At 56.3% G+C, this 21876-nt stretch carries 32 protein-coding genes and 1 riboswitch; of the genes, 14 read left to right on the top strand and 18 right to left on the bottom strand.

Features of this window, described 5'->3' with window-relative positions:
- The first annotated feature begins 315 nt into the window (after window positions 1-315).
- The 5 genes from manX to mntP all read left to right on the top strand — a co-directional run bounded on the left by manX (window position 316) and on the right by mntP (window position 4486).
- On the top strand, window positions 316-1275 hold the full coding sequence (gene manX, locus AC2CGI_RS05125) for a PTS mannose transporter subunit IIAB (RefSeq protein WP_004927601.1): 960 nt from the start codon (window positions 316-318) through the stop codon (window positions 1273-1275).
- Between the two features lie 56 nt (window positions 1276-1331).
- Window positions 1332-2132, top strand: coding sequence for a PTS mannose/fructose/sorbose transporter subunit IIC (locus tag AC2CGI_RS05120; protein WP_015378156.1), 801 nt, complete (start codon window positions 1332-1334; stop codon window positions 2130-2132).
- 15 nt (window positions 2133-2147) lie between these two features.
- Window positions 2148-2990 carry a PTS mannose transporter subunit IID gene (locus AC2CGI_RS05115; RefSeq protein WP_015378157.1) on the top strand — a complete coding sequence of 281 codons (843 nt, stop codon included), beginning with the start codon at window positions 2148-2150 and terminating at the stop codon, window positions 2988-2990.
- Window positions 2991-3044: 54 nt separating this feature from the next.
- Window positions 3045-3503: a DUF986 family protein gene (locus tag AC2CGI_RS05110; RefSeq protein ID WP_004927610.1), complete on the top strand. Its 459-nt coding sequence runs from the start codon at window positions 3045-3047 to the stop codon at window positions 3501-3503.
- 218 nt (window positions 3504-3721) lie between these two features.
- Window positions 3722-3905: riboswitch (yybP-ykoY riboswitch) on the top strand.
- 11 nt (window positions 3906-3916) lie between these two features.
- Window positions 3917-4486: a manganese efflux pump MntP gene (mntP, locus tag AC2CGI_RS05105; protein ID WP_004927615.1), complete on the top strand. Its 570-nt coding sequence runs from the start codon at window positions 3917-3919 to the stop codon at window positions 4484-4486.
- A gap of 63 nt (window positions 4487-4549) precedes the next feature.
- Here the strand turns inward: mntP and rlmA are convergent, their stop codons facing one another.
- Complete coding sequence (gene rlmA, locus AC2CGI_RS05100) at window positions 4550-5368, bottom strand: 23S rRNA (guanine(745)-N(1))-methyltransferase (protein WP_076740751.1); 819 nt, start codon at window positions 5366-5368, stop codon at window positions 4550-4552.
- Between the two features lie 161 nt (window positions 5369-5529).
- Between rlmA and pgeF the strand changes: the two genes are divergently transcribed.
- Entirely contained in the window at window positions 5530-6246 is a 717-nt protein-coding gene (gene pgeF / locus AC2CGI_RS05095; RefSeq protein WP_004927619.1) for a peptidoglycan editing factor PgeF, read from the top strand.
- A 52-nt stretch (window positions 6247-6298) separates the two neighbouring features.
- On the opposite strand, the gene cspE is transcribed toward pgeF, so the two are convergent.
- Complete coding sequence (gene cspE, locus AC2CGI_RS05090) at window positions 6299-6508, bottom strand: transcription antiterminator/RNA stability regulator CspE (protein WP_002221949.1); 210 nt, start codon at window positions 6506-6508, stop codon at window positions 6299-6301.
- 41 nt (window positions 6509-6549) lie between these two features.
- Window positions 6550-6666, bottom strand: coding sequence for a DUF2627 domain-containing protein (locus AC2CGI_RS05085; RefSeq protein ID WP_002211058.1), 117 nt, complete (start codon window positions 6664-6666; stop codon window positions 6550-6552).
- A 306-nt stretch (window positions 6667-6972) separates the two neighbouring features.
- On the opposite strand from AC2CGI_RS05085, the gene AC2CGI_RS05080 reads away from it, so the two are divergent.
- On the top strand, window positions 6973-7263 hold the full coding sequence (locus tag AC2CGI_RS05080) for a hypothetical protein (protein WP_130054767.1): 291 nt from the start codon (window positions 6973-6975) through the stop codon (window positions 7261-7263).
- A gap of 84 nt (window positions 7264-7347) precedes the next feature.
- Here AC2CGI_RS05080 and AC2CGI_RS05075 read toward each other — a convergent pair whose 3' ends face one another.
- Window positions 7348-8382 carry an MBL fold metallo-hydrolase gene (locus tag AC2CGI_RS05075; protein ID WP_015378161.1) on the bottom strand — a complete coding sequence of 345 codons (1035 nt, stop codon included), beginning with the start codon at window positions 8380-8382 and terminating at the stop codon, window positions 7348-7350.
- A gap of 219 nt (window positions 8383-8601) precedes the next feature.
- On the opposite strand from AC2CGI_RS05075, the gene AC2CGI_RS05070 reads away from it, so the two are divergent.
- Window positions 8602-8892 (top strand): hypothetical protein, encoded by a 291-nt coding sequence (locus AC2CGI_RS05070; protein WP_044031054.1) that lies wholly within the window; start codon window positions 8602-8604, stop codon window positions 8890-8892.
- A 43-nt stretch (window positions 8893-8935) separates the two neighbouring features.
- Here the strand turns inward: AC2CGI_RS05070 and AC2CGI_RS05065 are convergent, their stop codons facing one another.
- The 3 genes from AC2CGI_RS05065 to AC2CGI_RS05055 form a co-directional block, all read right to left on the bottom strand.
- The gene (locus tag AC2CGI_RS05065) at window positions 8936-10297 is read right to left on the bottom strand and encodes an amino acid permease (protein ID WP_015378163.1); all 1362 of its coding nucleotides are present in this window, start codon (window positions 10295-10297) and stop codon (window positions 8936-8938) included.
- 175 nt (window positions 10298-10472) lie between these two features.
- A complete protein-coding gene (locus AC2CGI_RS05060) occupies window positions 10473-10709 on the bottom strand; it encodes a DUF4060 family protein (protein ID WP_004927680.1) in 237 nt (78 codons plus the stop codon).
- 74 nt (window positions 10710-10783) lie between these two features.
- Window positions 10784-11086 (bottom strand): phage protein NinX family protein, encoded by a 303-nt coding sequence (locus tag AC2CGI_RS05055; protein ID WP_004927682.1) that lies wholly within the window; start codon window positions 11084-11086, stop codon window positions 10784-10786.
- Between the two features lie 170 nt (window positions 11087-11256).
- Between AC2CGI_RS05055 and fos the strand changes: the two genes are divergently transcribed.
- Window positions 11257-11664, top strand: coding sequence for a fosfomycin resistance glutathione transferase (fos, locus tag AC2CGI_RS05050; RefSeq protein WP_076740750.1), 408 nt, complete (start codon window positions 11257-11259; stop codon window positions 11662-11664).
- Between the two features lie 39 nt (window positions 11665-11703).
- Here fos and AC2CGI_RS05045 read toward each other — a convergent pair whose 3' ends face one another.
- Window positions 11704-11979 carry a YebO family protein gene (locus tag AC2CGI_RS05045; RefSeq protein WP_076740749.1) on the bottom strand — a complete coding sequence of 92 codons (276 nt, stop codon included), beginning with the start codon at window positions 11977-11979 and terminating at the stop codon, window positions 11704-11706.
- A gap of 81 nt (window positions 11980-12060) precedes the next feature.
- A complete protein-coding gene (gene mgrB / locus AC2CGI_RS05040; RefSeq protein WP_016927395.1) occupies window positions 12061-12204 on the bottom strand; it encodes a PhoP/PhoQ regulatory lipoprotein MgrB in 144 nt (47 codons plus the stop codon).
- 176 nt (window positions 12205-12380) lie between these two features.
- On the opposite strand from mgrB, the gene AC2CGI_RS05035 reads away from it, so the two are divergent.
- Window positions 12381-12614 (top strand): YobH family protein, encoded by a 234-nt coding sequence (locus tag AC2CGI_RS05035; protein WP_015378166.1) that lies wholly within the window; start codon window positions 12381-12383, stop codon window positions 12612-12614.
- Window positions 12615-12654: 40 nt separating this feature from the next.
- On the opposite strand, the gene AC2CGI_RS05030 is transcribed toward AC2CGI_RS05035, so the two are convergent.
- Entirely contained in the window at window positions 12655-12894 is a 240-nt protein-coding gene (locus AC2CGI_RS05030; protein WP_004927692.1) for a DUF2766 family protein, read from the bottom strand.
- Between the two features lie 184 nt (window positions 12895-13078).
- Here AC2CGI_RS05030 and AC2CGI_RS05025 point away from each other — a divergent pair, with 184 nt between their 5' ends.
- Together AC2CGI_RS05025 and AC2CGI_RS05020 are read left to right on the top strand one after the other, a co-directional pair.
- Window positions 13079-13291: a YccJ family protein gene (locus AC2CGI_RS05025; RefSeq protein ID WP_004927694.1), complete on the top strand. Its 213-nt coding sequence runs from the start codon at window positions 13079-13081 to the stop codon at window positions 13289-13291.
- 446 nt (window positions 13292-13737) lie between these two features.
- A complete protein-coding gene (locus tag AC2CGI_RS05020; RefSeq protein ID WP_004927697.1) occupies window positions 13738-14124 on the top strand; it encodes a helix-turn-helix domain-containing protein in 387 nt (128 codons plus the stop codon).
- Window positions 14125-14145: 21 nt separating this feature from the next.
- Here the strand turns inward: AC2CGI_RS05020 and AC2CGI_RS05015 are convergent, their stop codons facing one another.
- The 5 genes from AC2CGI_RS05015 to lysM all read right to left on the bottom strand — a co-directional run bounded on the left by AC2CGI_RS05015 (window position 14146) and on the right by lysM (window position 17028).
- The gene (locus AC2CGI_RS05015) at window positions 14146-14499 is read right to left on the bottom strand and encodes a DUF1304 domain-containing protein (RefSeq protein ID WP_015378167.1); all 354 of its coding nucleotides are present in this window, start codon (window positions 14497-14499) and stop codon (window positions 14146-14148) included.
- A 427-nt stretch (window positions 14500-14926) separates the two neighbouring features.
- Window positions 14927-15868, bottom strand: coding sequence for a pirin family protein (locus AC2CGI_RS05010; RefSeq protein WP_076740748.1), 942 nt, complete (start codon window positions 15866-15868; stop codon window positions 14927-14929).
- Window positions 15869-15973: 105 nt separating this feature from the next.
- Window positions 15974-16138: a hypothetical protein gene (locus AC2CGI_RS05005; protein ID WP_004934557.1), complete on the bottom strand. Its 165-nt coding sequence runs from the start codon at window positions 16136-16138 to the stop codon at window positions 15974-15976.
- Window positions 16139-16161: 23 nt separating this feature from the next.
- Window positions 16162-16317 carry a hypothetical protein gene (locus AC2CGI_RS05000; protein WP_004934560.1) on the bottom strand — a complete coding sequence of 52 codons (156 nt, stop codon included), beginning with the start codon at window positions 16315-16317 and terminating at the stop codon, window positions 16162-16164.
- 264 nt (window positions 16318-16581) lie between these two features.
- A complete protein-coding gene (lysM, locus tag AC2CGI_RS04995; protein ID WP_015378169.1) occupies window positions 16582-17028 on the bottom strand; it encodes a peptidoglycan-binding protein LysM in 447 nt (148 codons plus the stop codon).
- A 228-nt stretch (window positions 17029-17256) separates the two neighbouring features.
- On the opposite strand from lysM, the gene AC2CGI_RS04990 reads away from it, so the two are divergent.
- Together AC2CGI_RS04990 and AC2CGI_RS04985 are read left to right on the top strand one after the other, a co-directional pair.
- Window positions 17257-17448: a YdfD/YebW family protein gene (locus tag AC2CGI_RS04990; protein WP_004934567.1), complete on the top strand. Its 192-nt coding sequence runs from the start codon at window positions 17257-17259 to the stop codon at window positions 17446-17448.
- Window positions 17449-17571: 123 nt separating this feature from the next.
- Window positions 17572-17796 carry a biofilm development regulator YmgB/AriR family protein gene (locus tag AC2CGI_RS04985; RefSeq protein WP_004934572.1) on the top strand — a complete coding sequence of 75 codons (225 nt, stop codon included), beginning with the start codon at window positions 17572-17574 and terminating at the stop codon, window positions 17794-17796.
- A gap of 81 nt (window positions 17797-17877) precedes the next feature.
- Here the strand turns inward: AC2CGI_RS04985 and AC2CGI_RS04980 are convergent, their stop codons facing one another.
- The 3 genes from AC2CGI_RS04980 to astB form a co-directional block, all read right to left on the bottom strand.
- The gene (locus tag AC2CGI_RS04980) at window positions 17878-18960 is read right to left on the bottom strand and encodes a porin OmpC (protein ID WP_015378171.1); all 1083 of its coding nucleotides are present in this window, start codon (window positions 18958-18960) and stop codon (window positions 17878-17880) included.
- Window positions 18961-19528: 568 nt separating this feature from the next.
- Window positions 19529-20512, bottom strand: coding sequence for a succinylglutamate desuccinylase (astE, locus tag AC2CGI_RS04975; protein ID WP_021503905.1), 984 nt, complete (start codon window positions 20510-20512; stop codon window positions 19529-19531).
- Between the two features lie 10 nt (window positions 20513-20522).
- The gene (astB, locus tag AC2CGI_RS04970) at window positions 20523-21863 is read right to left on the bottom strand and encodes an N-succinylarginine dihydrolase (RefSeq protein ID WP_015378173.1); all 1341 of its coding nucleotides are present in this window, start codon (window positions 21861-21863) and stop codon (window positions 20523-20525) included.
- Window positions 21864-21876 lie beyond the last annotated feature (13 nt).

Raw genomic sequence — 21876 nt, 5'->3', positions numbered from 1 at the left:
ATCAGGATTTTTCTGGGGGACAAAGCGGCTTTTTCAACGGCGGTTTAGGGTGACGCCACGCCATATCGTCTGCGACAGCTAAGATTTCTCCGAGCATTCAATAGCGGAGCAGCGTCACAAAAAATATTTTTTCACTCACTAAAATAAATCTCGCGTTCGTGAAGTATCACGCACAGGCATTTGATACTGCGTGAGAAATGTTAGGCGTGCGTTTCTTTTTTTCTACCATAATGTATCTGAACTGCGGAAGTGACTGCCAAGACGGCGCGGAGAAACGACACAAGCCGCGCCTGGAGTTCAACGAGGAGGTAGCGAGTGGCAATAGCTATTATCATCGGCACACACGGGGCTGCAGCGGAACAACTGCTGAAAACGGCGGAGATGCTATTGGGCGAGCAGGACAACGTCGCCTTTATAGACTTCGTTCCCGGTGAGAATGCCGAAACGTTAATCGTCAAATACAACGAAAAAATCAGTGGGTTGGATACCAGCGGCGGCGTGCTGTTCCTGGTGGATACCTGGGGCGGCAGCCCGTTCAACGCCGCCAGCCGCATTGCGGTCGACAAAGAAAACTATGAGGTCGTCACCGGGGTCAACATCCCGATGCTGGTGGAAACCTTCATGGCGCGGGACGACAACCCCGCTTTCGATGAACTGGTGGCGCTGGCGTTGGAAACCGGCCGAGAAGGCGTGAAAGCGCTGAAAAAACCGCAGGAAGAACCCGCAAAACCCGCGGCGCCCGTCGCCAAAGCCGCTGCCCCTCAGGCGCCGCTGGGGCCGAACGACCACATGAAAATCGGCCTGGCGCGCATCGATGACCGCTTGATTCACGGCCAGGTCGCCACCCGCTGGACCAAAGAGACCAACGTCAGCCGCATTATCGTCGTCAGCGATGAAGTCGCCGCCGATCATGTGCGAAAAACTCTGCTGACCCAGGTTGCCCCGCCGGGCGTCACCGCCCACGTGGTGGACGTGGCGAAGGCCATCCGCGTGTGGAACAACCCGAAATACGCCAATGACCGCGTGATGCTGCTGTTTACCAATCCGACCGACGTCTGGCGTCTGGTGGAAGGCGGCGTGGATATTCAATCCGTCAATATCGGCGGCATGGCGTTCCGCCAGGGGAAAACCCAGGTGAACAACGCCGTTTCCGTCGATGAAAAAGATATCGAAGCGTTTAAGAAACTGAACGATCGCGGTATCGAGCTGGAGGTGCGTAAGGTCTCGTCCGACAGCCGGCTAAAAATGATGGACCTGATTAACAAACTCAATTAGTGGCGCCAGCCGCTGATTATTTTACTCAGAGCTTTTTTGGTCATAGGAGAAGTGCAATGGAGATCACCACTCTTCAGATTGTGCTGATATTTATCGTTGCCTGTATCGCCGGGATGGGTTCCGTCCTCGACGAGTTCCAGTTCCACCGTCCGCTGGTCGCCTGTACCCTGATCGGCTTCATTCTCGGCGATATGAAAACCGGCATCATCATCGGCGGTACGCTGGAAATGATCGCCCTCGGCTGGATGAACATCGGCGCGGCGGTCGCGCCGGATGCCGCCCTGGCGTCCATCATCTCGACCATCCTGGTCATCGCCGGCGGGCAAAGCGTCGGCGCCGGTATCGCCCTGGCCATTCCGCTGGCGGCGGCCGGCCAGGTGTTAACCATCATCGTGCGAACCCTCACCGTGGCCTTCCAGCACGCGGCGGACAGCGCGGCGGAGCGCGGCAGCCTGCGCGCCATCAGCTGGATCCATGTCGGCGCCCTGCTGCTGCAGGCAATGCGTATCGCCATCCCGGCGGTCATCGTCGCCATCTCGGTAGGCACCGCCGGGGTGCACGCCCTGCTCAACTCGATCCCGGAAGTGGTCACCAGCGGCCTGAACATCGCCGGAGGCATGATCGTGGTGGTCGGTTACGCGATGGTGATTAACATGATGCGCGCCGGCTACCTGATGCCGTTCTTCTATCTCGGTTTCGTTACCGCCGCCTTCACCAACTTCAACCTGGTGGCGCTCGGCGTCATCGGCGTGGTGATGGCCGTGCTGTATATCCAGCTCAGCCCGAAATACAACAAGTCTCAGGTTGTCCAGGCCGGCCCGGCTAACGCGAACGATCTCGATAACGAACTCGACTAGGAATAGGTGAGAGAAATGGTTGATACAACTGCTCAAAAGAAACTCACGCCGGCCGATATTCGCGGCGTATTCCTGCGTTCGAACCTGTTCCAGGGTTCATGGAACTTCGAACGCATGCAGGCGCTGGGTTTTTGCTTCTCGATGGTGCCGGTGATCCGTCGCCTGTATCCGGAAAACAATGACGATCGCAAACAGGCGATCAAGCGCCACCTTGAGTTCTTCAACACCCACCCTTATGTGGCGGCGCCGGTACTCGGCGTGACCATGGCGATGGAAGAGCAACGCGCCAACGGCGCACCGATCGACGACGCCGCAATCAACGGCATCAAGGTTGGTTTGATGGGGCCGCTGGCGGGCGTCGGTGACCCGATCTTCTGGGGCACCGTGCGGCCGGTATTCGCCGCGCTTGGGGCGGGCATCGCCATGAGCGGCAGCCTGCTCGGACCGATCCTGTTCTTCGTGCTGTTCAACCTGGTGCGCCTGCTGACCCGCTATTACGGCGTGGCCTACGGTTACCGTAAAGGGGTGGACATCGTCAACGACATGGGCGGCGGCTTCCTGCAGAAACTGACGGAAGGGGCGTCCATTCTCGGCCTGTTTGTCATGGGCGCGTTGGTCAACAAGTGGACGCACGTGAATATCCCGCTGGTGGTGTCCAAGATCACCGACCAGACCGGACATACCAACGTCACCACGGTGCAGACCATCCTCGACCAGCTGATGCCGGGCCTGGTGCCGCTGCTGTTGACCTTCGCCTGTATGTGGCTGCTGCGTAAAAAAGTCAATGCGCTGTGGATCATCATCGGCTTCTTCGTCATCGGTATCTTTGGCTATTGGATTGGCCTGCTGGGCCTGTAATCGTTCGAAACGGCCGGGGGGCAACCCCCGGCTTTTTTATGTGTGGAGCAAGAGATGTCACTGACCGACGCCGTACTGATGCTGTTTATCGCCCTGCTGTTGCTGTATTCGCTGTACGACGAATTCGGCATGGATCTGCTGAAAGGCAAAACGCGGCTCAAAGTGCCGCTCAAACGCCGCAACCGCCTCGACAGCCTGATTTTCGTCGGCCTGATCGCCATTCTGATTTACCGTAACGTCACCGCCAACGGCGCGCTATTAACCACTTATCTGCTTATTTCTTTGGCGCTGCTCGCCATCTATATTGCTTATATCCGCTCGCCCAAAATGGTGTTTAAAGCGCACGGTTTTTTCTTCGCCAATGTTTTTGTCGAATATAACCGCATTAAAGCCATGAATTTATCGGAGGACGGCATTCTGGCCATCGACCTGGAGCAGCGCCGGCTGTTGGTTCAGGTGACGCACCTGGATGACCTGGAGAAGATATACAACTTTTTCGTTGATAATCAATAAATAAAGGAAAATTAATTTTATCCTCGCTCAAACCTTGCGCTGTCTGTGGATAATTAATCGGCAGCGCCATTTCATTTCTGACTATTATTTCTGCAACATTGTTACCCGCGTCTACATTATATTCCCATATGAACTCAGATTAATGAAAACGAGTCTCAATTAAGAACAAAAATCGCGCCAGAATAAAGTTGTCGGTACCGGAAATAATATGGTATGGTTGCGCCGTCATTGGGGAGTAGCCGGTTTCTGGAGAATAAAACGCCAGAAACGCCCGTATCAACATACTCGTTTCGCCGTATGAAACGTGGTGCGGGCAGCCAGGTAAGGTTGGCGAGACCATAGACACGTAACTCCGTCGTTTGGTTGGGGGTGGGTTACGTGTATATGGAGCCACCCGGCCGAGGCTATTTCACATGAACCTTTCAGCAACGCTTATTCTCGCTTTCGGCATGTCCATGGATGCGTTCGCCGCTTCTATCGGCAAAGGCGCCAGTCTGCATCAGCCCCGTTTCCGCGAAGCGATCCGCACCGGTCTGATCTTCGGCGTGGTCGAAGCAATCACCCCGCTCATCGGTTGGGCCATCGGCCTGTTCGCCAGCCAATACATCATGGAATGGGATCACTGGGTCGCCTTCTCGCTGCTGTTCATTCTCGGCATGCGCATGATTGTCGAAGGGGTGCGCAACAGGCCCGACGAAGAAGAGAAGGTCAAACGCCACGGCTTCTGGATATTGGTGGCCACCGCTATCGCGACCAGCCTGGACGCCATGGCGATCGGCGTCGGTCTGGCCTTCCTTCAGGTGAACATCGTGCACACCGCAATGGCCATCGGCTGCGCCACCATGATCATGGCAACGTTGGGCATGATGATCGGCCGCTTTATCGGCCCGCTGCTGGGCAAACGCGCCGAAATCCTCGGCGGCGTGGTGTTGATCGGCATCGGCGTCAACATCCTGCTGGAGCACCTCGGCTACCTGGCCTGAGGCGACCGAACTGCAAAAAAAACCTGCCGCGGCAGGTTTTTTTGTTTCTGAGTTCCAGGCCCCTTAAGCGCGACGTCGGTACAACGCCAACACGAAATCCGTCTCGCACACAAACTCGCCGCCCTCGGCCAACCGCTGTTGCACCTCCGGCGTAGCGCGCCAGGCGAACGGCGTCATCTGCAGCAGATTGGCGGCCTGCGCGCCCGGTAGGGTCATCGTATAGGCCAGCGCCTCTTTGCGCTCGCAGTCGAATCCGTCGAACTGTTCATCCTGTTCGGCATGCAGCTGCACCTGCTGGTACACCTGCTCTTTCAGCTGGTACAGATGACGCGGGCCCGGCGACACCGTCAGCACCACGCCGCCCGGTTTCACTACCCGCGCCAGCTCCTCCGCCTTGCAAGGCGCATAAATGCGCAAGACCGCGTCCAGCGCCCCGTCGGCGAACGGCAAACGGTGACTGGAGGCGACGCAGAACGAGACCGCCGGATAACGTTTGGCGCCATAACGGATCGCCACCTTGGCGACGTCCAGCCCATAGACCGTCATATTGCGCTTCTGTGCCAGCCGTGCGGCCACGGCGGCGGTGTAGTACCCTTCCCCACAGCCTATGTCCAATAACGCGCCTGCATCGGCCGCCAGCGCCGAATCCAGCCACTCGGCTACCTGCGCTTGCAACGGCTGATAATATCCACCGTCGAGAAACGCGCGCCGTGCCTGCATCATTTCCGCGCTGTCTCCCGGCTGCTTCGATCGTTTGTGCTGCACCGGCAGCAGATTCACGTAACCTTCTTTGGCTTGATCGAACTGATGATTGCCGTCACAACGCCAGTGTTGTGATGAAAAATGCAGCGGTTGATGACACAGGGGGCATTGATAAGACATGAGTGGGCTTCCAGAAAGACAGGGCGCGGCTAGTCTAAAGAAGGCGTCGGCTTGATGCAAGGCGCATCCCCGCTCGCTTTCGCCGCCAACAACATCTGGTCAAGCGGGGAAAAAGCTGGCTACACTGAGAGTCTGTTTTCTCATGCAGGTGAACATAACTTATGAGCGATCGTTCCGCGCTGCTCGATGCGGTGCCCCACATTCAGCACGGCTTCGGCAGCAAACTCGCGCTGCTGCCCGGGCATCTGCTGCCCTACAGCGCCACGCTGCCGGAAAAAAAACAGGTGCACGGCACCCGCATCGTCGATGTGCTGCAGCCGGCGCAGGCATGCGGCGAGGCCGATGGTTTCTATACTCGCCAGCCCGGCATTCTGCTCAGCGTACTGACGGCGGACTGTTTGCCGGTGCTGTTCAGCCGCCGTGACGGCGGCGCCATCGCTGCGGTGCACGCCGGCTGGCGCGGGCTGCTGGACGGTATTCTGGAACAGATGGCAGCACGCATTCGCCAGGACGGCGACACCGCCGATTGGGTCGTCTCCATCGGCCCTGCCGCCGGCCCGTGCTGCTACGAAGTCGATGAAGCGCTGGTGGAGAGTTTTAAACAGCGCCTGCCGCTGCCCGCCACGCTGATCAGCCCGCATTACCGGCATCTCGATTTGGCCGCAATTGCCGAATACAAGCTGGCGGCGCTCGGCTTCGCCGCCGTTGACCGCGCCGGCAGTTGCACCATCTGCACGCCGGACGTCGACCCACAGCGGCCGCAGCGCTTCAAATACACCAGCTATCGCCGCAACAGCCACCGGCGCGCGCAGGATCCGACGCATCCGGGGATCAAAGGCCGCAACCAGTACGCCGGCATCATCATCGCCGCCGGATGACGGAAACGAAAAAGCCCGCGCGAAGGCGGGCTTTTTGTACAGCTGACGCTGATTAGATAGCAGTAACGTTTACTGCAGATGGGCCTTTCTGGCCATCTTGGATTTCGAACTCAACGTTCTGGCCTTCAGCCAGGGTTTTGAAGCCGTTACCCTGGATTGCAGAGAAGTGTACGAACACGTCTTTGCTGCCGTCAGCCGGGGTGATGAAACCGAAACCTTTAGACTCGTTGAACCACTTAACTTGACCTTTGATCTTTGCCATCTTGAGTATTTCCTTTGGATTGTTTAAACCGCCCGAGGGCGTTACATAGACAAACTAGAGTCGTTACTGCTTGAGGCACTAAGATAAGGATCGGCAGAGAAGCGGTATTCAACGCTAACGTCTTTACTCAGAACTTCTTTACTGAAAATGCCACACATATACAGAACTGTACCTCGTTTTACCCAGATGCGTTATCACATACTCTGTATGCGATGGCAAGCCATTTTTAATCACTGAACGACATGTCGCACATATTTGAAACGGTCGAGCGCAACATTTGCTTAAATAGGTCAAAAGATGTTGAAGCATCGGCTATTTTCTGCTTGCCAAAATCACTGCGCCAGACCCCGCATTCTGCTGGAGTTTTAACAAAACTTTCATCGTATTGACGCCTTTGCGTCTCATCATTTCCGCTTTTTTGCCGCTTATAGCGTTAAAAAATTTGAATCTTTATGGAATTTGATATGCAACATCTGAATATCGATGAACGGGGGCCAATTTATTCATCGCTCCTCCGACCATTTACCGCCGGAAAGCCCATTCCTCATCGGCTTTCCGCCCTGCCGCCAAACGGCGCGGGCGAGAACGGCGCACGGGTCGGCGGCAACGTCTCCACCCTGCACAACGGATGCATAAGCATGCAAAGCGCCGGCACATCTTCCGCTGCCTGTGGTTTCATCATAAATAATCCGAATGTCATTAACCTCAATAGCCGGAATAATCTTATCAATAACGAAAGTTCAACGTTGAATTAAATCCTGAAAATACGGGGGTTATTTGAATCACCACCCGCACTTATCAATTCTGCTAATTACAGCTGCGCTTTCAAACCATTGACTTTATTCATCCCGCTGCGCCGCCGGGTGATTAGGTAACGCAGGCGATGAGCCCTGCAACGCGATGCGCTCGCCAATCTTCAGCGGGAGGAATTGATGCTGCTCCAACCCCGCCTCGCTCAGGGCCAGGTTCAGCTGCTGCGGCGGTTCGTCCAGCGATTCATCCGCCAGTTCGAATACTCCCCAATGGATAGGAATGGCTCGCGGCTGATTCAGTTCGCGATACAGCGCCACCGACTGCTGCGGATCCATATGCTGCTCCTGCATAAACCAGCGCGGCGCATAGGCGCCGATCGGCAACGCAGCCACGTCGAACGGCCCCAGCCGTTGACCGATCTCCGCCAGCCGTTCCGAATAACCGCTGTCGCCGGAAAAATAAAACCGTAGCGCCGGATGGTGGATTACCCACCCGCACCACAGCGAGCGATTGCGATCCCACAGCGTGCGCATGCTCCAGTGCCGCGCCGGCGTGGCGTAGACCGTCAGCTCGCCCAGTGACAGGCTCTGCCACCAGTCCAGTTCATGCACCTTCAGCCGGTAGCGGCGAAACCAGCGCTTCAACCCCAACGGCACGATGAACTCGGCCTGTGGGAAACGCCGCGCCAATTGCCGCACCGTGCGCCTGTCGAGGTGGTCATAATGGTTATGGGAGATCAGCACCACATCCACCGCCGGCAGTTGCCCCACCGTCAACGGCGGCGGCGTTCTGCGCTTTGGGCCGTAAAAGCTCAGCGGCGATGCACGTTCGGACAATACCGGATCGATCAGGATATAGCGGCCACTCAATCGCAATAGCATCGAGGCATGCCCCAACCACCAGACGCTGTCGTCGCTGCCACTGAGATCGGCAGGTTGCCACCAGCGCTGGGTAAATTGCGCATAACCCTGCTGCGGCGGCCTGGGCAGCCCCTGTCGCTTGCGTTCATCTTGCCAACGCCGAAGATCGCCCTCCTGACGCCGCGAAGGTTCCAGGTTGCGAAATCCCTCCGGCGTATGATGCGCCTTGGCCGCGTCGTAATAACGGTTGATTCTTTTCATCCTGCCTTTTCTCCCGACCACAGCGCCCTGCACGGGCATGACTTTCAGTGTAACAAACCCGATGAAGCTCGCACTTTGTCAGCCGTGCGCTGCATCTCGGGACCTTTTGCCGTATGCTGTTGTCTCACTCCAGTGGAAAGCCAGGGCCGCCAAGAGCCCGTTAAGACTCTCTTAAGATCTTTGTGATTGACTTGTAGGGCATACAGAAAAGGAGAAGTTATGAGTCGTTCTACATCCCGCAAATCAGGCATCGGCCTGGGGCGTCGTATTCGCAGCGCGCTGCTCGCGCAGAAGCAATACTGGAAAATGTATTTCGCCATGAAGCTGCGCCGGCTGCGCGTGCCTGCACCGTTGGTGCTGCTGGGCGGTTCGCTGCTTGGGTTCTTCATGCTGACTCTGCTGATGCTCAGCGTAGTCGCCATCGACGTCATCAGCACCCTGCTGCTGCTGTGCCGGAAACTGCTGGGGCGGGGTCACGGTGAGGGCCGCGCCTTTATGCCGCGCGGCTAACGAGAAAAGAAGCGGAGGCGGGCAATACGCCTCCGCGCGCAGATTAACGCTTGGCGCCTTTGCGGCGCGTCAGCATGAACCCGCCCCACAGCACTGCAACCCACACCGGCATCAGCAGCACCGAAATGCGGATCCCTTCGCTGAAATACATAATCACCAAAATCAGGCCGAGGAACGCCAGGCACAGATAGTTGCCGAACGGATACCACAGCGCCTTAAAGCTCGGAATGACGCCCTGACGGTTCTTGGCGGCACGGAACTTCAGGTGCGCCAGGCAGATCATCACCCAGTTGATCACCAATGTTGACACCACCAGCGCCATCAGCAGCTCAAACGCCTTGCCGGGCATCAGGTAGTTGATCAGCACGCCGATCGAAGTAATCAACGCCGACAGCGCGATGGACAGCACCGGCACGCCGCGTTTATTCACGCGCGTCAGCACCTGCGGCGCATTGCCCTGGCTGGCCAGCCCGAACAGCATGCGGCTGTTGGCATAAACGCCGCTGTTGTAAACCGACAGCGCGGCGGTCAAGACCACTACGTTGAGCACCGTTGCCACCAGATTGCTGTTCAGCGCATGGAAGATCAGCACGAACGGGCTGCCGCCCTCCACCACTTGCCCCCACGGATAGAGCGAAAGCAGCACGGTCAGCGAGCCGATATAGAAGATCAGGATGCGGTACACCACCTGATTGGTGGCTTTGGGAATGCTGCGGCGCGGATCGGCGGCTTCCGCCGCGGTGATGCCGACCATCTCCAGCCCGCCGAACGAGAACATGATCACCGCCATCGCCATTACCAGCCCGGAGAAGCCGTGCGGCATAAAGCCGCCCTGCTGCCAGAGGTTGGTGATGCTGGCCTGCGGCCCGCCGTTACCGCTGGCCAACAGCCAGGCGCCGAAGACGATCATGCCGACAATCGCCACTACCTTGATGATGGCGAACCAGAACTCGGTTTCGCCGTACAGGCGCACGTTCACCAGGTTAATCAGGTTGATCAGCACGAAAAACAGCGCGGCGGAGGCCCAGGTGGGGATCTCCGGCCACCAGTACTGAATGTAGATGCCGACGGCGGTCAATTCCGCCATGCCGACCAGAATGAACATTGCCCAGTAGTTCCAGCCGGAAAGGAAGCCGGCGAAATCGCCCCAGTATTTATAGGCAAAGTGACTGAAAGAGCCGGCGACCGGCTCCTCCACCACCATTTCACCCAGCTGGCGCATGATTAAAAACGCGATAAAACCGCCGATGGCGTAGCCCAGCAGCACGGCGGGGCCGGCCATTTTAATGGTTTGCGCAATGCCGAGAAATAAACCGGTACCGATGGCGCCCCCGAGGGCAATAAGCTGTATGTGTCTGTTTTTTAAACCGCGTTTTAGCGGAGTATCCTGATGCTGACCGCCCATCTTATCCTCATATGGCGTATACCCTTGCCGCTATCGGCCAAGATTTCACCAATCAATAAATGTATCTGCGGGCGGCTTTTTAACACTTAACCCCGTGAGCATCAAGGAGAAGCGCCCCGAGACGGCAGGCCGGAGCGCGATTTTTTTACCGCGAGAAAGCGGATAACGGCAGCGTTTAGCCAGGCATACCGCACAGTTTGGTCAGATTGCGCGCGCCGATCATCAGCGTGGCGACATAAGATTGGCTACGCGTGACCACTTCCACCGCCACGCGATCGTTTTGATATTTTATCAGGTAGGTCGAGGGCCAGCCCTGACGGCGCTGGCCGAAGCTTTCGGCATGACGATCGATCGCCGCATGGGCAATCACCAGATGAGACAAGTTTTTATCACCTTTGATAATGCGCTTCATAAACAGCCTCCGCCAACGACAGCTCTGTTATTAGAAAAAGGAGAAACTCTTACCAATCACCGGTATTGTTCGACTCAGTTAGCCTGTCGGCTCATCAGGAAGCAGATCATCGCCGCGCGCAGCGGACTGGCGCTGTCCGCCTGCCATTCACCGCCCTGAGTGCTCATGCGCGCCTGCCACTGCGGGCTGTCGCTTTGGTTATCGGGGTTCAGACTGATTTTGTTGGCGCAAATGATCGGCCAGGCATCGGAGGGATTCTTGCAGTAATCTTTACCTTTCACACCACCGTAGGGATACCACTTGTCCGGGTTCTCTCCGGTCAGCAGCGCAATGCTGCGGTTCACTTCGGCATCGCTTTCTTCGTACCATTTAATCATCGGCTTCATCCATCTTTCGTAAGGTTCGCGCTACATTACGATGCCTGTACGACAGTTTTATGACAGCGCCGCCGGTTTTCACATTATCTCTACTAATGCTTTGTCCCCTTTATCTTTCCTTAGCGTCTGCGTAAACTTTTCTCCCTGTTCAGCGCCCGGAGAACGCATGCATGTTGATCGGCCTTAACCATCTGACGCTCGCCGTCAGCAATCTCGATCGCAGCTTCGATTTTTATCGGCATCTGTTGGGATTTATCCCGCACGCCCGCTGGCAAGGCGGCGCCTATTTGTCGTTAGGGCCGTTGTGGCTATGCCTGTCGCTGGATGAAACGCGCATGCAACAACGCGAGCGCGATTACACCCATTACGCCTTCAGCGTCGCGCCGGAACACATTGAGCAGGTCAGCGAGCGGTTGCGCCAGGCCGGCGTCGAAGAGTGGAAAAGCAATCGCAGCGAAGGCGAATCACTCTATTTTCTCGATCCCGATGGGCATCAATTGGAGATCCATGCCGGCGATTTGGCCAGCCGCCTGGCGGCATGCCGGGAAAAGCCGTATCAGGGCATGGTGTTTTACTGAGGCGCCCCGGCGACGCTGCCGTCGGCCGGGGCATCATGCTCAACGTTCGGGGATGAAACCTTTGAAATCCAGCGCGGGGTTGAGATCGTCGTCAGCAGCAGCGGCGCCGTCTGCGCCGGCGCGGTGCGCCATACGCTTCAACAGCGCCGTTTGCTGGCGTTGTTGCTCGGCAATCTCCTGCAGCAGGCGAATCTGCTCATTGGCGCGCACGCTGGCGCGGTTCACCAGGAACCAGCCCCACAGCCCGGCCAGCAACGCCACGGCGGCGAGGGCCAGCGACAATAGGCCGTTCTGGCCAAAACCTAAATCGTACATGGACAACCCTATCTACTGCGAAATTCAGGCCGCCATCTTAACACTCGCGGCGGCCGTGCGAACATCCCTGCCAAAAATTGCTTACCAGGGCACGAAGCGGGTCACCGAACAGATGCCCAACGCAAAATTTCCACCATCGTCGCAATAGCTGTCCAGCGCCAGCAGGTAGAAAAACAGGCAGGCAGCGACGGCCGTCATTATCACGAGGATTTTTTTTCGCAACAAATTTAGCAGCCTCATTGTTATCTTGGTAATCTATCGCGCATGTTATCACAGCGAAGTTAAACGAAGTTTAACTTTCCGTTTAGATTTCTGGCTATCGCCCGGTTTTCAGACTGTTACCCTTGCCCTCGCATAGGCGCCGTGGCTAGATGAACCCTCAGGGATAACGAGGAAATACGATGAGCAAATTGATTAGGTGGGTATTGGTGTTGGCGGTCATTTACGGCGGCTTTTTGATCTCGGGCTACGGCGTGCTGATCGGCAGCAACAAAAACGTTGGCGGGTTAGGGTTGCAGTGCAAATACCTGACGGCGCGCAACGTGGCGATCGCCCAGTACGTGAATGGCGACAACGGTTTCATCGGCATAGCCGACTGCCCGCTGTTCAAGAAAATCGAAACGGTGGTGGATTAACCGCCACCGCCCGACGCCGCCGCTTTGCGGCGGCCCCGCCTCAGTTGCGGGTAAACTTCATCTCGATCAGCGCAATCGCCTTGTCAATCGCTCGGCGGGTCACCGGATCGGCGCCGGCAGGATGCGTGGAGAAATCGATGCTTTTGAGCTGACCCGCCATCTTGTCGCGCACTTCGGTCGGCGCAATCACGTCGATAACGTCCAGAATCTGTTTGATGACCAGTTGGCAAGCGACCAGATCGGAAGCCAGTTCCTGCTCGTTGCTCAGCATGTCAGACATAATAAATTTCCTTCTTGATTCAAACGCCGCACAGAATAGCATGGCGTCCGCGCCATTGCCCGCACTCCCCGTCTTTTTCCCCATTCTGCGCACCGGCGGGCAAAAGCCTGCGGCGGATTGGCCTATACTTGCTGCATGGCGGTGGTAAAAACCACCCGCAAGCCACAACCAACAGGAGAAAGTTATGGCGAATCACAATGTGAAATCCTGGGCGACAGTGCGTGAAACTTCGGTGGAAATCGCCGAAGCCATTTTTGAGCTGGCAGGGAACGATGAAGTGTTGGCGCAGAAAATCTGGGAAGAAGGCAGTGATGAGGCGTTGGAAAAGGCCTTTGCCAAAACCACCGCCGACCAGCTTTATTGGGGAGAGGAAACCGTCGAGCGGAAAAACGTTTGAGCGGTTACGCAACAAAAAGCCCGGGTTTCTGACCCAGGCTTTCCCGATTAGCGCTCGCCCCGCTTAGCGGCGTGCATATCTTCTTGCTCTCACGGTTCTTCACCTCCCACACCTTCCGCATTCTTCATGCTCATCACCGGCGTCGCCATAAAAGCGCCGACGCCCACGATTACAACCAGAGTAATAATCACTGTCATTAACATGCGATCACCCCATCAACGTTGAGTTGTTACGGCTGACTCTGTTTTGGCGGTTCTTGCTGCGGCTTTCTTTGCGTCCCCCACCGCGGCGGCGACAGTCTCAGATTAGCCGTTTTTCCTTTCGGCTGACAAGCGGCGGTCAAACGGTTTTTCCGAATAATTGCCCCCCGTCACCGGCGGCATTTTTGTCGACGGCGGCAAGTTGTGTATACTTCACCGCTATGTAGGTCTCACACTGACGCACTGATGATACAAGAACACCACCTCTCGTTGGTCTGCGCCCTCAGCAAATGGGTCGAAACTCACCTCGGACGAGTGATCCATCTCGAAGAGCTGGCCGAGTACTCCGGCTACTCGCTGTGGCACATGCAGAAGCTGTTCAAAGAAGCGACAGGGATTTCGCTCGGTAAATACATTCGCGAACGCCGTCTGGCCGGCGCGGTCTATCAACTGCGCAGCAGTGAAGCGTCGATCTTCGACATCGCCCTGGACTTTGGCTTCGGTTCACAGTCCCACTTCACCTACATGTTCAGAAAGCGTTTTAATATCACACCCTATGATTTCCGCCAGGATTTGAGCGTTGATCTGCACATCGATCCGCCGTTGCACGTCATTCACCAAAAATCCGCCTGAAGCCCGCCGCAAGTCGGCGGGTTAACGCGCCCCCCAGACCGCCAGCATCGCGATCGCGGCCGGCAGCGCCTGCACCCACAGAATTTTGCGGCTGGCGCTCAACCCGCCGAACACCCCGGCCGCCAGCACGCACCCGAGCAAGAACAGCTGCAGTGCCATATCCCCACGCCAGTAGCTCCATACCAACCCCAACGCCAGAAAGCCGTTGTACAACCCCTGATTGGCGGCCAACACCCGCGTGGCTGCGGCGAACTCCGCCGTTGTGCCAAATGCGCGCCTGCCGAGGGGCGTACGCCACAGGAACATTTCCAGCACCAGGATATAAAGATGGAGCGCTGCGATGAGCAGCAGCAAAATATCGGCAAAGAACTTCATGATGGTTCCAGTCGTTTATTGAAGATGCCATCAATTATAAACGCCTTCGCTCACCTCCCCATCGGCGGAGATAAAAAAACCCGCCGAAGCGGGTTTATGCAGGAGTCATTTTTTGAGGTTAGTTTAATACGGCGACCAACAATGCCGCGACAGAGACCCAAAACAGCGCCGTGGCAACCACGACATGGGACAATCTTGCACGATAAAGTACCTGGCTCATAATGACCTCACTGACATCTGACTAACGGGAGACAACCTGACTTCCTGAGGATTATCCTAAACTTCTTCTCACTGTCGTTATATGCGCCAGATCACTTTTCCGCCGAGAAACCTTATATTGTCGTAAAGCTGGAGCCGCGATCACATTAATTACGCCTTATTAGAGCGAAATAAGCCGAATAATCGCGGCGATTATATCCTAACGCTATCAAACATCGTTCCAGGGCAGGCGCGGTGCGGTCATGCGCTCACCAGAATAACCGCTAACCGGCGGGAAACGCGGCGCGCCTTGTTCCCAATCATGCTGAGCCCGAGTAATTTCAGCCTTGGTATGGCCAACGAAATTCCACCAGATAAGGATCTCTTCGTTTAATGGCGCCCCACCGATGAGTAATCCCCGGCTCCCCTTCCGTGCATTTAACCCAATAGAGTTATTCTTTATGCCCAAATAGGCGAATTCATCAGGTGAAAAGGTTTCACCATTAAGTTCAAATGCACCAATAAGGGGCAAAAAGCCGATTTCATAATCATCGTGCAACGGCAATTCGATTCTTGCCGCTTCTTCCCATTCCAGATCAATGGCGATTAATGGCGAAAGAGTGAACACCGGTGAACAATAAGCGCCAAATTCCCCAACCAACAAACGATGATTCACGCCATTATTCTGCCACTGCGGCAAATCAGGATAATGATCGAAGCGTGGTGCCATGTCGGCATGTTCGGCCGGCAGCGCGATCCATAATTGCGCAGCATGCAATCGCCGTTGCTCACCCACCGACTGTTCCGTATGCGCAATGCCGTGCCCTGCGGTCATCAGGTTAACCTGACCCGGACGAATCACCTGCTCACTGCCGAGGCTGTCTCGGTGCAGCACCTCACCTTCTATCATCCAGGTGAACGTTTGCAGCCCGGTGTGCGGATGCGGCCCCACATCCATGCCGGGCGAAGTGCCGTTGAATACCGTCGGCCCGGCGTGATCGAGAAAACACCAGGCGCCGACGGTGCGCCGCTCCCGGGTTGGCAACGCACGGTTGATCGGAATGCCCCCCACTTCGGCGTTACGCACGGCAATACGTTGTATCTGGCGCACGCCGTCAACGACGGGGCACTCGCGTGAAGGTGAAGAGAGCGTAGGACGTGGCTGACTCATCGCAAAGACCTCCTGAATGGCGCCGATTCGCCAAGGGTAACCGCCCAAGCTTAACACAGGACAGCTCCCCCGCAGAGCGGCGACGTGCAGGCACGTTCGCGCGGTTCAGGGGGCTTTGATATAGCAGCTCTTGATGTCTATATCGTCATGCGCGTGCCTGAGATCGGAGAAATAGGTCACGCCAAAGAGAATTGATACCACCAGCAGCACGGACACCAACAGGCCGATGATCGCCAGCAGTTTGGTTTCATCATGGAGATTAGGCTCCATTTTATCTCCCCTAGTTAATCGCGTCAGGTCACCCACAGCGTGACCGCCAGCGTAAAGATAATCAGTGAGCAGGACGCCACCGCCAATACGACGATCGCAAATTGCGCATCACCCAAGGTTTCTCGATAGTTTTTATCCGTTGAGGCGTTACGCTCTTGTTTCACTAAATCGGTTTTCACTCGTTCAACTGCTGCATTGCTGTTTGACGGGGCAAAACATCCCCTCAGAATAAGGCGCCAACGTCGCTGACTTGGTCGCTCCGGCCTCAACCGGGGGATGACGCTATCAATTTTCCCCATCAGGGTCAACACCGCGCCTGCCGGCGAGCGAGCAAGTACACAGGGGATATGTAACTGGCATGGAGAGCGCAAGGAAATAAGAGACGCCGATTGCAGAGGGCAAAAAAAGCCCGGTACGTGACCGGGCCAGGGTAGACCGACGCGTTATTGCGGGATACGCAACACCTGCCCCGGATAAATCTTGTCCGGGCTCGACAGCATCGGCTTGTTGGCTTCGAAAATCTTGTTGTACAGATTGGCGTTGCCGTACATCTCTTTAGAGATCGCGCTCAGCGTATCGCCCTTCTTCACGGTATAGAAGCGGCTCTCGGCGTCGGATTGCGCTACCGCCACCTTGTCTTCCACACCGCTGATACCTGCCACGTTGCCGATAGCCACCAGGATCTTCTCTTTTAACTCCTGGCTGACGGCGTCGCCGGTCACTACGGCTTTACCATCGACCACCTGCACATTCACTTTGTCGGTGCCCGGCAGGCCGCTCTTATCGAGATGCTCCTTGAGTTTGGCGCTTTGATCTTCGGCGGAGGCATTGCCGGTGACTGTATCCCACAGTTTTTCGCCCGCTTCTTTGACGAAGTTAAACAAGCCCATATTCACTCCTTTTGATGGTTGCAGTAATGCGTTTAAGTAAGGCTTGTTAAGCTTAGCATCGACAAAAGGATATGCCATCCGCTCACGGCGTCAGAAACGGGTAGAGTATTCCGAAAGTGTCGTCAGCGGCGTTTCCATGGCGATTAATCGTGCAATGATGCTGAAAAATCGCGCTTTTCTACCTACACTGTTGCAGACAAGGCAACTCGACGAAGGAGGCGTGCGACGATGTACGCATTGGTGATGTTTGTCTGTTATCTGGATGGCGGCTGCAGTGAAATGGTGGTCGATATATTGCGCGACGAGCCGCAATGCCTGGTCGCGATGAAGGAACAGAACTTGCGACACGCCGGCTGTTATCCCATGGAAGAGTTTATCGACGGCTTCTGGTTGCCAGCCAGCGAATATTCGGATTTTTAACCTGCTCCCCGCGCAATGCTGAGGAATTTCTGATTTCATCGGAAACTTCGTCTTCCTCTGAGGCATAAGGCCGCTGTTTTGCTAAATTGCGGCTCCCGAAGAAGAGAGAGACAGAGAAAGGTCATGCCAGCATCGGCTCATTCCAACGAGCAATATGAAACTCTGCTGCGCGACGTCAGCCTGGCGTTAGGCGACGCAGTGTTGCAGTTAATCCAAAAACATAAAAAGGTATCCGGCGGCAATATTCTTTCACAGCTGGTGGACGAAATAGAGCGTGAGCAGGATCAGCAACGTTTCGTCGCACTGCGTTCCGCCATTGAACTGGTCGGGCTGGCGCCCAAAGGCTGAGATCCCGATAAAACAAAGGCAGGGCTTGCGCCCTGCCTGATTACCAATCCCGACACAGGATGAAGGTAATGAAATTGCAGATTAGAAACGATACGTCAGGCTGACGGCAACGATATCATCGTTGGCCAGTTTCAGTTTGTTATCGTCGCTCAGCTGGTTGATTTGATAATCGACGTAGGTGTACATATTTTTGTTGAAGTAGTAAGTCGCCCCCACTTCCACGTATTTCACCAGGTCGGCATCACCGATCCCTTCGATATCCTTGCCTTTGGACTGCACGTAGGCCACGGAAGGACGCAGGCCGTTCTCGAATTGATACTGAGCCACCACTTCGAAGTTTTGCGTTTTATTGGCGAAGCCGGAAGTGCCGTTGACGCTGATCGGCGTCATGTTACGGGTTTCGGCATACATCGCAGCCAAGTAAACCTGGTTGGCGTCGTATTTCACCGCGGTGGTCCAGGCGGTAGCGCTGTCACCCTTGCCATACTGCAGCGCTTTCTGAGCGCTGGTGCGGTTGGAATCGGAGAACGCCGCCGCTACGCCGATGCCGGAACCGCCGATATCCTGGTAGTCCAGAGACAGGCCGTAACCGTCGCCGTTTTGCTTGGTCACGCTGCGGCCGTCACCGTCGTTTTTACCCTGATACTGCACCGCCAGGTTCAGGCCTTCCACCAAACCGAAGAAATCACGGTTGCGGTAGGTGGCCAAACCGTTGGAACGGGCGGTCATAAAGTTATCGGTATAGCTGTAGGAGTCGCCGCCGAATTCCGGCAGCATGTCGGTGTAAGCCTCGGCGTCATACACCACGCCGTAGTTACGGCCGTAGTCGAAAGAACCGTAGTTGCCGAATTTCAGCCCCGCGAAGCCCAGACGCGTTTTGGTGCCGGCGGTGCCCTGCGCTTCGTCGTGATTGGCCTGGACGTTGTATTCCCACTGGCCGTAGCCGGTCAACTGGTCATTGATTTGCGTTTCGCCTTTGAAGCCCAGACGAACATAGGTCATATCACCGTCGTTGGACTTACTGTCGCTGAAATAATGCTTGGCGTTAACGCGGCCGTACAGGTCGAGTTTATTGCCATCCTTATTGTAGATTTCAGCCGCGTTGGCGAAGGAGGTGATCGCCCCGAGGGCGACAGCTAAGGCTAATACACTGCGTTTCATCATTTATTTTCCTAGATATTATAATTAGAACCCTGCCCGTCACGCCCAATTTATAATTTGGGCTGTGATTTTATCTTTTGGTATTTTATGAGCTCCCCTAATGCCGGGGTGATGTGACATTAGCATCATGAATCAAAACTTAAAATCAAAAAGTTCATGAAACAACGAGGAGAAAGCATGTTTATGTGTAACTAAATGTTACAAAAAAGAAATCACTCAACCCATTGAATATAAGAATTTTTTATCACATAAGTTATAACCAAAACGGTGTAATGCACCATTATAGTGCAATTTAGTTTCGTTTTGCGTGCTTTCTGCGCGATTCAAAAGTAACAACAAGATTAGCATGGTTATTAAAAACGTTACTTATTTCACATTTTTATCTTAACAAACTCACCAGGCAATTAAGGCTTTCAGATAACGACCTGACACTGCCTTCTATTCATTCGTATAAAGACGCGGATTAGTAACGAATAAAATTCGCCTTACGGGAATAAAAATAGCGGGAAATAGCAGATTAAAATAATGAAAGGAATAACGGCGGCGCGCTGACGGCGCCACCGTGGATAAATCAATACAGCGTAGAGCGGGAAACTTCGCTCAACAACATGCCGGCACGCAGGCCCAACGCCACGCTGGGGTTAGGGAACAGTATCCACGCCCCCTCCTGGCCCACGCGATAGTCCTCCTGCGGTTGCTCGCACAGCAACATACCCGGTTGCAGTTCGGTGAAGTTGGCCGTGTCATCGTCCAGATGCAGTTTGAAATCTTCGCTGTGCTTGATCAACGAGTGCATCACACGGAAAACCCGAATCTCGGCGCCCGCACGCGTCGGCAGCGCCCCTTCGCTGACCGCCGCCCGCAGAGCGCGATCGATGGCGGCAAACTGCTGCAGATCGTTGCTGCCGAACGGCCGCGCCTTGCCCAGCTCGAGCGTACAGCTCGCCGCATTGAGATGTTCGCTGGAGTAATGGCTAAAAGTCCCGCCCGGCGCACTGTGTACCACCAACGCATCCAGATCGGCGGCATCCAGCAGCTTCAACATCGGCTCACTGTACGGGCGTTTCTGAAAGGGCAGAATGCCGAAACGTGGCAAACGCGATTCACGGATGGCGGTGTGCAAATCGTAATGGAAACGCGCCGCCTGCTCCCCATCGAAAAAGGCGGCGAGCGCACGCTCCAACTGCTGCGCGCGCACGGTTTCGCCGCTGGCGGCGAAGTTGCGGTAGCGGCCGCCGAACATGCGGTTCATATCGCTGTGCAGATAACGCTTGCCGGCCCGCATCGCCGCCGGGTTGCCCAGCACCACCAACAGTCGCACCGTCAGCGGCAACCGGCCGGCAAGGAGATCGCCGACCAGCTGATTGAGCAGTTCAATCGGCGCGGTTTCATTGCCGTGCACGCCCGCCGACATCACCATCGCCTGGCGGTAAGGCTGTCGTGGCGTAAGCTCCAGCACCCCTTCCCCCTGCCAGCGCCACCGCAGCTGCGGTGTTTCACCTTGCCATTCGACGGGTTCGGTCCCTTCCAGCGTCAGGGGCAGTAGATCGATCATGCTGCCTCCCTTAGCGTTGGAACGGATAAATGGCGCCGAGACCGAGGATCGACGTCAGCGCATCCAGCGCCTCGCGCCCTTCGCGCAGCAGCAGCGGATCGGCCAGGTCATCCTGCGTCAGGCGGTCGCGGTAATGACGATCGACCCACTCGTTCAACGTTGCGAACAGCCGATCGTTCATCATCACGCGCGGATTGACCGCTCTCAACTCTTGTTCGTTGAGCGCCACCCGCAACCGCAGGCAGGCAGGGCCGCCGCCGTTGCGCATGCTTTCACGCAGGTCGAACACGCGGATTTCATCGATAGGGCCGCCGCTGCCGACCATGTCGTTGAGGTAACGCCACACGCCGGCGTGCTGACGCGACTCCTCCGGCACGACGATCATCATCTTGCCGTTCGGTTTGGTAAGAATTTGGCTGTTGAACAGATAGGTCGCCACCGCGTCCGCTACCGAGACGCGCTCTGTCGGCACTTCGATCGCTACCAGCTCGCTGTCCAGCGTCGCCATCTTGCGGCGCACTTCATCCAGCGCCTGTTGCTGGCGGTAAAACGCCTGCTGATGATGGAACAGCACGTTCTGGTTGCTGACCGCAATCACGTCGTTATGAAACACGCCCTGATCGATCACCGCCGGGTTTTGCTGCACGAAGACCGTATGCTGTTCATCCAACTGGTGCAGGCGAGCGATCGCCTCGCCGGCTTCGCGCGTCTGGCGCGCCGGATAACGCGCCGGCGCCGTTTCGCCGCCGAACTCCTGACGACCATAGACGAACACCTGCACGCTGCGCCTGGCGTAGTCGCCGCCCAAACGGTTATGGTTGGCCGCCCCTTCGTCGCCGAACAACGCCACCTGCGGCAGCGCCTCGTGGTGGGCGAAATGCCGATCGTCGCTGAACATCGCCCGCAATACGGCGGTGGTGGTTTCCGCTTCGATGGCGCGGTGGAATTTGTTGTTCAGGTTGGCGGCGGTGAAGTGCACCTTGCCGTCGGCGCTGTCCGCCGAAGGCGACACGGTGGCCGCATTGGCGGTCCACATGCACGATGCCGAGCTGAGCGCCGACAGCAAGCGCGGCGACTGACGCATCGCCTGCGCCAGCACCGCCTCATCGCTGCCGCTGAAACCCAGGCGACGCAGCATCGGCAAATGCGGCCGCTCCTGCGGCGGCAAGACCCCTTGCTGGAAACCGAGATCGGCCAGCGCCTTCATTTTCAGCAAACCTTGTTTCGCCGCCAGCTTCGGGTTCGATACGCTGTTTTGATGCTGCGTCGACGCCTCGTTGCCGAACGACAGCCCGGCATAGTGGTGCGTCGGCCCCACCAAACCGTCGAAATTGACTTCATATCCTGACATGTTTATCCCCTGG

Source organism: Serratia sp. LSHTC3, from assembly GCF_057197125.1.
The sequence above is the reverse complement of the archived record's forward strand: the minus strand, read 5'-3'. Positions and strand labels throughout refer to the sequence as shown.